A 10453-nucleotide genomic window follows, 5' to 3' on the forward strand; every position below is an offset into this window, starting at 1 on the left:
CCCTGGGCTCCGCCCGGTGGGGACGCCGGACGCGTAGGGCGGTCCGCAGCTCCGCCCGACAGCACCGCCGGCCGAAACCGCCGGAGAGGTGGCCCTCGGCGGCGCGGTGCTCACGCCGCGGGGGGCGTGCCCGTGTGGTGGCAGCGGACGCGCCGCGAGCGCGAGCCGGCCGATCCGGCCGCGTCCCGCCCCGCCCCGCGATCACGTCGGACGGCCCCGACGGTCACTTGTGGCATCACACAAAATCACGCCGGTGATAGCGATCCCCGCACCCGGGTGAGGGGATCGGAGCACTTAAGGAACGTCGGCCGTTCCGCCGACCGGTCCGAGCCCGGGGTGGCCTCAACACGGCCTGGCAGCAACCGGGTTGGGGCCGACCGGTTCCGTCTCTCCCTGGAGGAGACTTGCGCAGACAAGTGAACAGAGTGAACAGGACGCGCCTGACCGCCATCGCCGCGGTGTGTGCCGTGGCCCTCACGGGGGCCATGACCGGCCCGGCGTCGGCCGGGACCCCGGGCCGTACGGACCCGGCCGGGGCCGAACCCTCGCCGGCCGCGCCGGACGGCACACCCCACCGCGTCATCACGATCATCACCGGTGACCGGGTACGGGTGGACGCCCAGGGCAACCCCGCCGGGGTGGAACGCGCCAAGGGGCGTGGCCACATCCCCGTATCCATCCGCACGTCCCGCAAGCACACCTATGTGGTGCCCCGGGACGCCCAGCGGCTGATCACCGAGGGCAAACTCGACGAGCGGCTCTTCGACATCACCGAGTTGAGCAGGCCGGAGAGCCTCCGGGCCCACCGCGACGGCCTCAAGGTGATCGTCGGCTACCGGGGTTCGCCGGGGAAGTCGGCGCGGGCGGGCGTACGGTCCACGGGCGACGTCGAAGTGCGCCGCAGCCTGAAGACCCTCAACGCCGACGCCGTCACCGCGCCGGACAAGCAGTCCGCCGCCCTGTGGGACACCCTCACCCGCGCGGACGCCGGGGGCACCCGCGCCGTCGCGGCCGGGGTCGACCGGATCTGGCTGGACGCGACCCGCAGGGCAGTACTCGACAGGAGCACGGGGCAGATCGGCGCGCCCGCGGCCTGGGCGGCGGGACACGACGGCACGGGCGTCAGGATCGCCGTCCTGGACAGCGGGATCGACACCGCCCATCCGGATCTCAAGGGCCAGGTGATCGGGGAGCAGAACTTCTCCTCGTCGCCCGATGCCCGGGACCGGCACGGCCACGGCACCCATGTGGCCTCGATCGCCGCCGGTACGGGGGCGAAGTCCGGCGGCAAGTACAAGGGGGTCGCACCCGGGGCGAAGCTCCTCAACGCGAAGGTGATCGGGGACCACGGCTGGGGCGACGAGTCCGCCATCCTCGCGGGCATCGACTGGGCCGTGGCCCAGGGCGCGGATGTGATCAACCTGAGCCTGGGCGGCTGGGACACTCCCGAACTCGACCCGCTGGAAACCCAGATCAACAAGGTGTCGGCGGACCGGGGCGTGCTCTTCGCCGTCGCTGCGGGCAACGACGGCCCGCAGGACGGAACGGTCACCTCGCCGGGCAGCGCACAGGCCGCGCTGACCGTCGGGTCGGTCGACGCCGACGACCGGCTCGCGAAGTCGTCCGGCCGCGGCCGTGGAATCGGCGCGGGCGACATCAAGCCGGATGTGACCGGCCCGGGTGAGGACATCACCGCCGCTTCGGCCTCGGGCAGCACGCTGGAGGACGAGACCGGGGAGAACCCGGAGGGCTATCTGACGCTGTCCGGCACGTCGATGGCGGCCCCGCACGCGGCGGGTGCCGCGGCTCTCCTCAAGCAGAAGAACCCGGCGTGGCAGGCGGGCGAACTGAAGGGGGTGCTGACCGGCTCCACCCGGCCGGGCCCGTACACCGTCCATCAGCAGGGCACCGGCCGGATCGCGGTCGACCGGGCCATCGGTCAGAGCGTGGTCTCCGAACCGGTGTCCCTCACCTTCGGTACCCAGTCGTGGCCGCACGCCGACGACACCCCGGTGACGAGGAAGGTCACCTACCGCAATCTGGGCAAGGCCGATGTCACTCTCGATGTGGCGGTCACCGCCACCGGTCCGGCCGGGCGTCCCGCGCCCGAGGGGTTCTTCACCCCGGACGTACGGAAACTCACCGTCCCGGCCGGCGGCACCGCGTCCGTCGGCATCACCGCCGACACCCGCCTCGGCGGCACGGCCGACGGCACGTACTCCGGAACGGTCCTCGCCGGCGGTGCGGGGCAGAGTGTGCGGACGGCCATCGCCGTTGACCGCGAGGTCGAGTCCCACGACCTGACGGTCAATCACATCGGGCGCAACGGTTCGGCGCACGCGTCCCCGTACACCGTGCTGAAGGCGGTCACCGGTCCCTACCAGGGTCTGGGCACCGTACTGGACGTGCCGGCGTCGGGCACCGCCTCGATCCGGGTACCCAAGGGTTCCTACGCACTCGACTCCGAGAGTTTCGACCCCGGCACCGGGGCCACCGACTTCGTCATCCAGCCCAGGCTGGACATCGCCGGCGTCACAAAGGTCACCGTCGACGCCCGGACCACCAAGCCGTTCTCCGTCACGCTGCCGAAGCCGGGGGCCGAGATGGTGAACGGGATGATGAAGTACAAGGTCGGCACGGGCGAGGCGTCGGCCTCCGGGCTGTTCTTCATCGCCCTGTACCCCAGCTTCCGCACCGCGCACCTCGGCCCTCCGGTCACCGACGGCTCGCTGAGCCAGTCGTGGGCGAGCAGCTGGGGGCGGGACGCGCCCAGCCAGTACGAAATCGCGTTCGGGGGCAGGACGCAGCGGGTCTCGACCGGGGTCACCAGGACGTACGCGCAGAGCGACCTGGCCCGGGTGGACATCGATCTCAGTGTGCTGGGGGAGGGCAGGAGGGGACTCATCACCACCAGGGCCGTGATGACCGATTCCGACTTGAACTTCACGGCCAGCAGCTTCCCGTATCCGGCGCCGGGTGTCCGTACGGTCTGGATGTCCGAGTCCCCCGGAGTCCGGTGGGAGACGGGGTACGCGAGCGACAGCACTTACCACAAGCGGGGTGAACCGAAGAAGTACCGGGCCGGGAAGAGCTACCGGGAGACGTTCGGCACCGCAGTCTTCGGTCCCGCGATCGGCAAGCAGACGGGCCTCTTCCGGGACGGTGACCGGATCCGGGGCGATCTGTCGCTGTTCGCCGACGGGAAGGGGCATCCGGGAGACGTCGCCTACGCGTCCGGCCGGACCACACTCCACCGGAACGGGACGAAGATCGGCGAGTACCGGCGGCCACTGAACCGGTGGGCCACCCTCAGCGCTCCCGCCGGCGAGGCACAGTACACGCTGACCACATCCGCCGACCGGGGCACGGCACCCGGCACGGTCGCGAGCCGCACCGAGGCGAGCTGGACCTTCCGGTCCGATACGACCGCCTCCCGGGTGAAGCTGCCCGTGTCCACGGTCCGGTTCGCCGCGGCGGTGGGGCTGGACAGCACGGCACCCGCCGGACGCACCCAGTCCTTCCCCCTCGTGGTCCAGGGCGCGGCGGCCCACGGGAACCTCATGTCGCTGTCGGCCCAGGTCTCGTACGACCGGGGCGCGACCTGGCAGCGGCTGCCCGTGAAGAAGGGCCGGGTCACGGTCAGGAACCCGGCGAAGGGTGAAGGGATCTCCTTCCGGGCGGAGTTCAGCGACAAGCAGGGCAACAAGGGAACGGTGTCGCTCATCGACGCCTACCTCGGGAAGTAGCCCGAGGGCGCGTACCGGGAGCGATACGGAGGCGATGCGGGGGTGATACGGGGCGGTCCGCCGGGGTCAGCGGCTCCGGTGGACCGCCCCTTGCCCAGCAGCCATGACCAGGACCGCCGCGGTCGGCCTCCGACTCGTTCCGCCGGGTGTGGTGCCGTGCGGAACGAGCCGGAGTGGGATCCCGCCACCGGCGCTGAGGACGCGGTCGCCCACCGGTGTGTGTCGCCCACCGGTGTGTGGTGTCGGCGGGGGACTCCGACGGGACGGGCGCTCTCCGGGCTGCCCGAGGTCAGTGAGGCCGGGAAGGGCCGGGCTCGGGCGGCCGGTGTTTCCCCGGCCGGCCCGTGCCTCGCTTTGTCGAACCGCGGGCACGCAGGATCGGCCTGATCGAGACCGGCCCTTCGCCTCTGGCGCCGTCGATGCGTTCCAGCAGCAGGTTGACCGCGCTGATCGCGGTCTGTTTGGGGTTCAGATCGACCGCGGTCAGCGCGGGTTCGGTGGACTGGGCCTGGTCGCTGTCCACGCCGACGGCGACGAGCAGATCCGCGGGAATCGACAGGTTCCGCAGATGCGCGCCCTGGACGATCCCGTTGGCCAGCCACTGCGGCAGTACGAGGACGGCGTCGGGGCGCCGGGGCTCGTCGAACAGCCTGGCCGCCGCCGTGCGGATGGTCTCCGGTGTCTTCGTGGGCGGGGCGAGGATGAGCATCGGTTCCTGGTCCCGCTCCTCGCACCACTGCCGGTACTCCTGCTCGGCGTCGGCGAACCACGACCAGTCGATGTCGACGGACAGCATCGCCACGCGCCGGGCGCCCTGATCGGCGAGATGGTCGAGCACCAGACGGGTGCTGCGCGCGTTGTCCGCCGCGACCCACCACGGATCGTCCTCGCGGGAGAGGTCCCTGCCGATCGTGACGACCGGCAGGCCGAGTTCGGCGAACATGCCGGTCCGGGGGTCCTCGTACACCGGGTCGACGACCACCGCTCCGTCGATGGCGAACCGCCGCAGATCGTCCAGCGTGCGCAGCGGCGGCAGCTGGACCAGGGCCTGGTTGTGCTCGAACGCGGCCTCGACGGACGCCACGGTGAGCTCCAGGTAGTAGTCGATCTGGAAGATCGGCTGCCGTGGCTGCCGGTCGGTCTGCAGCGGCAGGAGCAGCGCGATCGTGTCGGTGCGCCCGGAGCGCAGGCTGCGGGCGTTCCGGTTGGGCCGGTAGCCGAGTTCCGCCGCGACGGCGGCGATCCGCCGGCGGGTCCCGATGTCCACGCGCCCCTTGTTGTTCAGCGCGTGCGACACCGTCGTCACCGAGACGCCGGCCGCGCTCGCCACCTCGCGGATGCCGGGTCTCGGCTGCCTTGTTGCCATGCCGCACAGCTTATCCAGATGCAGGGGGCTTGTGTGCCAATACGTTTTGGCATATCTTCCTCGCCATGCGTGTCGCAGATCACTTTCACCTGGAAGCACGATTGCGGGAGGTCTCCGCAGCCGCGCCCTTTCACACCGGCTGGGCGTTCGCCGACCTGCGCGAGGGCATCCGCCTCGCGGAGGCCGGTGACCGGCCCGTGCCCGCCGCGAGCACGCGCAAGATCGCGATCCTGATGGCGGCGCTGCGCGCGGTGCAGCGCGGTGAACTCAGCCTCGATCAGCGCGTGAACATCAACGAGACCTACCGCGATCAGGTGCACTCCGGCCTGCTGCAACACCTGCGCCCGGGGCTCGAACTCAGCCTGGGCGAGGTGCTCACCCTCATGATCATCGTCAGCGACAACCTCAGCACCGCCCACGTCGTGCGCCTGGTCGGGCTCGACGCCGTGCGCGACCTGTGCGGCGCGCTCGGCATGGCGGGCACCGGTCACCGCCACGCGCTGATCCCCGACCTGGACGGTGACCACGAGGTCACCGCGACCAACTACACGACGCCGGCCGACCAGGTGCGCCTCCTGGAGGCGATCGTCACCGCCGACAGCGCGCTCGGCTGCTCGGTGGACACATGCGCGTTCGCGCTCGGCCTGCTCCGGCGTCAGCAGTACCGCGACGCACTGCCCGCACTGCTCCCACACGACGTGGACGTCGCCAACAAGACCGGCGTCGGCTGGCGCGACGTGAGCGATGTGGGGGTGTTCTACGCCGACGGCGAGCCGCGTTACGTGCTCGCCGTCTACACGGACGAAGTACCGCGGACCATGCCGGACGGTCTTCCCGGCGTGGCCGCGGCACGAGCACACATCGCGCGGATGGGCCGCGCGTGTTGGGAGGAAATGTCGTGAGCCTCACCAGACTTCGTTTGTCGCTCGCGACCGTGCTCCTGGCGTTCGTCGCCGGGTGCGGGGCCGCCGAAACCACCACACAGGGCGACGGGGTGTTCCGTTTCGCCTACACCGCCTTCCCCTCCACACTGGACCCGCACAAGGCGTCGACCGCCTGGGACGAACTGTTTCTCTTCCCCACCTACGACCGCATCGTCACCGTCCGGCCGAACGGCGAGTTCGCCCCGCAGATCGCGAAGTCATGGAGCCGCGAAGGCGACACCATGGTGTTCACGATCCGCGACGGCGCGCGATTCCATGACGGCGCCCCCGTCGACGCCGCCGCGGTGAAGGCGAACCTGGACCGGGCGATGACCATGCCGGGGTCCACCGCCAAACCGCTGCTGTCCATGGTGGGCGACGTCACCGTCCGCGGCGACAAGGTCGTCGTCGGGTTCACGGGCGGCGAGGACGATCTGCTGGGCGCGTTCGCGCACCGGGCAGGCGCGCTGATCAGCCCGAAGGCGTTCGACAAGCCCGACCTCGCCCGGGCACCCGTCGGCTCGGGACCGTACAAGGTGACCGCGTTCCGCCGTGACGACGCCGTCGTCTACGCGGCCTTCGACGGCTACCACGACTCCTCGGCGCAGCGCCTGAAGGGAATCGAGCTGTCCCTGCTCACCGATGACGACACCAGGCTCAACGGTGTCCAGTCGGGGCAGTACGACGCGACGCTGATCCGGCCCGAGCAGGTCGAGACGGCCACCGCCGCCGACCTGACCACACACGAGTTCCTCACCGGCCTCGTCTACCAGCTCAACATCAACACCGCCCGCTCGGAGTTCGACGATGTGCGGGTGCGCCGGGCGCTGAACCTCGCGGTCGACCGCGACGCGATCAGCACCGACCTGCTGGCCGGCTCCTGCCGGCCGACCGTCCAGCCGGCCCCCAAGGGCCACAGGGCCCACGAGCCCGCACTGGACGGCCGGACCGCCCGCAACACGGCCGAGGCGAAACGGCTGCTCGGCCAGGCGGGGCTGCCGAACGGATTCACCTTCGAAGCGCTGGTGTGGAACAACACCGCCTTCATCCAGCTCGCCGAGGTGATCCAGTCCCAGCTCAAGGAGGTCGGCATCCGGATGAAGCTGCGTCCGATGAGCGCGGACCAGTCACTCGACCTCTACCAGAACAAGGGCCAGGCCGACGCACTGCTCAGCCAGAGCGGGGCGGCGGCGACGAACCCGAAGCTGGTGACCCAGCAGGACTATCTCGCGGGCGGGATCAACAACCCCGGCAAGCTCACCGATCCGCGTATCGAGCAGCTCGCGAAGAAGGCGCCCCAGGGCGACCGCGCCGCGCAGCAGAAGGACTACCGGCAGATCGTCACCCATGCCGCGGACAAGGCGTACAACGTGACCGTCTGCAACCGGAAGCTGTACTACGCCACCACCGGCGACGTCCGTGACTTCGACCAGCTGCTCAAGGGCTACGACGACGTCCGGGTCGTCGGGAAAGGCTGATCGGCGATGCTCGCCTACCTGATCAAGCGGATCGCCGGGGCGGTCATGGTGCTGTTCGTGGTCTCGGTGATCACCTTCAGCCTGACCGCGCTGATCCCCGGCGACCCGGCCATGAGCATCGCGGGGGAGAACGCGTCCCGCGAGGAGATCGCCCAGGTGCGCACCCAACTCGGCCTCGACGACCCGGTGGTGGAGCGGTACTTCGACTGGGTGGGCGGTGTCGTACAGGGCGACCTCGGCACGTCGCTGTTCAACGCCCAGCCGGTCAGCGAGATCCTGGCCACCCGGCTGCCGGTGACGCTGTCCCTCGCGGGCGCGGCCATGCTGATCGCGGTCCTCATCGCCGTGCCGTGCGGGGTCGCCTCCGCGCTGCGCCCCGGCTCGCTGCTCGACCGGGGGGTCTCGTGGTTCACCGCGCTCGCGATCGCCACCCCCTCGTTCTGGCTCGGGCTGCTGCTCATCCTGCTGCTGGCGCTCACGTTCCCGGTACTGCCCGCGACCGGGTACGAACCGCTGGCCGCAGGCGTCGGACCCTGGGCGTACCACCTGTTCCTGCCCGCGCTCACCCTCGGTGTGGCGGCCGCGGTCGAGCCGACGCGCCAGCTTCGTGCCTCACTGGCGCAGACCATGGGCACCGACTACATCCGCACGGCGCGTGCCAAGGGGATGCTGCCCGGCACGGTCCTGCGCAAGCACGCGCTGCGCAACGCCGCCATGCCGTGTGTGACCGTGCTCGGCCTGGAGGCCGGGCAGTTGCTCGGCGGCGCCGTGATCGTCGAGACCGTCTTCGGGCTGCCCGGTGTCGGCACACTCGCCGAGATCACCGTCACCAGGCAGGACCTGCCGGTGCTGCAGGGCATCGTGCTCGTCAGCGCGCTCGTCGTGGTCGTCGTGAACCTCGCGACGGATCTGTTGCAACGTGGGCTGACTCCGGGAGCACGGGCATGAGCGAACAACTCTCCTCAGCGGGCAAGCCGGACTCGGGCAAGCCCGACACGGGCAAACCGGAAGCGGACGGACCGGGAGCGGACGGACCGGGAGCGGACGGACGGGAAGCGGACCGGCCGGACACCTGGTGGCGGCGGATCCTGCACTGGCCGCAGGTGCTGCCGTTCGCGGTGCTCGCCGTACTCGCGCTGGTGGCGCTGCTCGCGCCGTGGCTGGCCCCGCACGACCCGCTCGCGCAGAACCTCGGGCAGCGCCTCCAGGGACCGAGTACGAGTCACTGGCTCGGCACCGACGAGGTCGGCCGGGACGTACTGAGCCGCATCCTGCACGGAACCCAGGCGTCGATGGGCGCCGCGCTGCTCGCGGTCTCGGTCGCGACCGTGCTCGGCGTGCCCGCCGGCCTGCTGGTCGGCTACCTCGGCAAGGGCGTGGACATGGTGGTCTCGCGCATCGCGGACGCGGCGCTGTCGATCCCCGGCCTCGTGCTGGCGATCGCCATCGCCACCGCCCTCGGCCCGAGCCTCACCAACGCCATGCTCGCGGTCGGCCTGGTCTACGCGCCCGCGTTCCTGCGGGTCACCCGGGCGGCCACGATCGACGTACGGGAGCGCGTCTATGTGCACGCCGCCGTCACCACCGGCTGCTCGACGGCGCGCATCCTCGGCAGGCATGTCCTGCCCAACGTCGCCTCACCCGTGCTGGTGAAGGTGTTCCTCACCTTCGGCTACGCCATCCTCGCCGAGGCCGGGCTGAGTTTCCTCGGCCTCGGTGTGCAGCCGCCCGACGCGAGCTGGGGCTCGATGCTCAAGCGCGCGGTCCGCTATCTCGACCAGGTGCCGTCGCTCGTGATCCTGCCCGGCCTCGCGATCCTCGTGGCGGTCCTGGCGTTCAACGCGGCGGGCGACCGGATTCGCGACATCGTCGCCAACACCGACCGGGAGACCACGTGATGAACGACCCTGTACTGCGGGTGGACGGCCTGTCGGTCGCCGTGCGCTCACGCGGGCGGGAGGTCCCCGTCGTACGGGACGTCTCGCTGTCCCTGCGCCGGGGCGAGGCCCTCGGGCTCGTCGGCGAGTCGGGCTCCGGCAAGTCGATGACCGCGCTGTCGATCCTCGGCGTACTGCCGCGCGGCGCGCGGATCACCTCGGGTTCCGTGCGCCTGGGCGACACGGAGCTGGTCGGACTGCCGGAACGTCAGCTGGCCGACATCCGCGGCAAACGGGTCGCCATGGTCTTCCAGGACCCGATGGCGAGCCTCAACCCGAGCCTGACCGTGGGCGAGCAGATCGGCGAGGTGCTGCGCCGCCACCTCGGCGCGTCGGCGGCGGAGGCGACCGGCCGGACGGCCGAGCTGCTGGAACTCGTCGGTATCCCGGACCCGGACCGCAGGCGCCGGGACCATCCGCACGTGTTCAGCGGCGGTATGCGCCAGCGGGTGATGATCGCGATGGCCCTTGCCTGCCGCCCCGAGGTGCTCATCGCGGACGAGCCGACGACCGCGCTGGACGTGACCGTACAGAAGCAGATCCTCGAACTGCTCGTGTCACTCCAGGACGAGTTCGGCATGGCGCTGCTGCTCGTCACCCACGACCTCGGCGTCATCGCCGAGACCTGCCACCGGATGGCCGTCCTGAGCGAGGGCCGGCTGATCGAGGAGGGGCCGGTGGACGAGCTGTTCACCGGGGACGGCCACCCGTACACCGCGGCGCTGCTCGCGGCGGCGCCGGAGAACGCGCACCGGAAGGCGGTGGTGAGGCCATGACGCTGCTGCGGGCCCAGAACCTGTGCATGAGTTTCCCGATGGCCGCGACCCGTCTGTTCGGGCGCGCGGCCTCCCACCGGGCCGTCCGCGATGTCTCGTTCACCGTGGAGAGGAACGAGACCCTGGCGATCGTGGGGGAGTCGGGGTCGGGGAAGTCGACGACGGCGCGCATGCCCGTGGGGCTGACGCGGCCGGACACCGGGCAGGTGCTGCTGGACGGCGACGAC

General features: G+C 71.0%; 8 protein-coding genes. 7 read left to right on the forward strand and 1 reads right to left on the reverse strand.

The genetic code is table 11. The features are described 5' to 3' along the window. The first annotated feature begins 425 nt into the window (after positions 1-425). Positions 426-3746 (forward strand): S8 family peptidase, encoded by a 3321-nt coding sequence (locus tag ACWF94_RS21940; RefSeq protein WP_453490876.1) that lies wholly within the window; start codon positions 426-428, stop codon positions 3744-3746. A gap of 289 nt (positions 3747-4035) precedes the next feature. Here the strand turns inward: ACWF94_RS21940 and ACWF94_RS21945 are convergent, their stop codons facing one another. After that, complete coding sequence (locus ACWF94_RS21945; protein WP_453490879.1) at positions 4036-5112, reverse strand: LacI family DNA-binding transcriptional regulator; 1077 nt, start codon at positions 5110-5112, stop codon at positions 4036-4038. A gap of 65 nt (positions 5113-5177) precedes the next feature. On the opposite strand from ACWF94_RS21945, the gene ACWF94_RS21950 reads away from it, so the two are divergent. From ACWF94_RS21950 to ACWF94_RS21975, 6 genes are all read left to right on the forward strand, one after another. After that, entirely contained in the window at positions 5178-6014 is an 837-nt protein-coding gene (locus ACWF94_RS21950) for a serine hydrolase (RefSeq protein WP_453490882.1), read from the forward strand. Further along, positions 6011-7513 carry an ABC transporter substrate-binding protein gene (locus ACWF94_RS21955; RefSeq protein ID WP_453490885.1) on the forward strand — a complete coding sequence of 501 codons (1503 nt, stop codon included), beginning with the start codon at positions 6011-6013 and terminating at the stop codon, positions 7511-7513. Before ACWF94_RS21950 ends, ACWF94_RS21955 begins: the two co-directional genes overlap by 4 nt. 6 nt (positions 7514-7519) lie before the next feature. After that, a complete protein-coding gene (locus ACWF94_RS21960) occupies positions 7520-8461 on the forward strand; it encodes an ABC transporter permease (protein ID WP_453490888.1) in 942 nt (313 codons plus the stop codon). After that, positions 8458-9411, forward strand: coding sequence for an ABC transporter permease (locus tag ACWF94_RS21965; RefSeq protein ID WP_453490891.1), 954 nt, complete (start codon positions 8458-8460; stop codon positions 9409-9411). Before ACWF94_RS21960 ends, ACWF94_RS21965 begins: the two co-directional genes overlap by 4 nt. Continuing rightward, positions 9411-10226 (forward strand): ABC transporter ATP-binding protein, encoded by an 816-nt coding sequence (locus ACWF94_RS21970; RefSeq protein ID WP_453490894.1) that lies wholly within the window; start codon positions 9411-9413, stop codon positions 10224-10226. The genes ACWF94_RS21965 and ACWF94_RS21970 overlap by 1 nt, the downstream gene beginning before the upstream one ends. Then, the coding region (locus tag ACWF94_RS21975) for an ATP-binding cassette domain-containing protein (RefSeq protein ID WP_453490897.1) at positions 10223-10453 on the forward strand (231 nt) is incomplete at its 3' end. The genes ACWF94_RS21970 and ACWF94_RS21975, both read left to right, overlap by 4 nt.

The sequence above is a fragment of the Streptomyces sp. NPDC055078 genome (assembly GCF_053607985.1).

Bases quoted from the DNA above. Each gene is read 5' to 3' on its own strand.
- ACWF94_RS21945 (WP_453490879.1), bottom strand. From the start codon at position 5,112: ATGGCAACAAGGCAGCCGAGACCCGGCATCCGCGAGGTGGCGAGCGCG.
- ACWF94_RS21950 (WP_453490882.1), top strand. From the start codon at position 5,178: ATGCGTGTCGCAGATCACTTTCACCTGGAAGCACGATTGCGGGAGGTC.
- ACWF94_RS21960 (WP_453490888.1), top strand. From the start codon at position 7,520: ATGCTCGCCTACCTGATCAAGCGGATCGCCGGGGCGGTCATGGTGCTG.
- ACWF94_RS21965 (WP_453490891.1), top strand. From the start codon at position 8,458: ATGAGCGAACAACTCTCCTCAGCGGGCAAGCCGGACTCGGGCAAGCCC.
- ACWF94_RS21970 (WP_453490894.1), top strand. From the start codon at position 9,411: ATGAACGACCCTGTACTGCGGGTGGACGGCCTGTCGGTCGCCGTGCGC.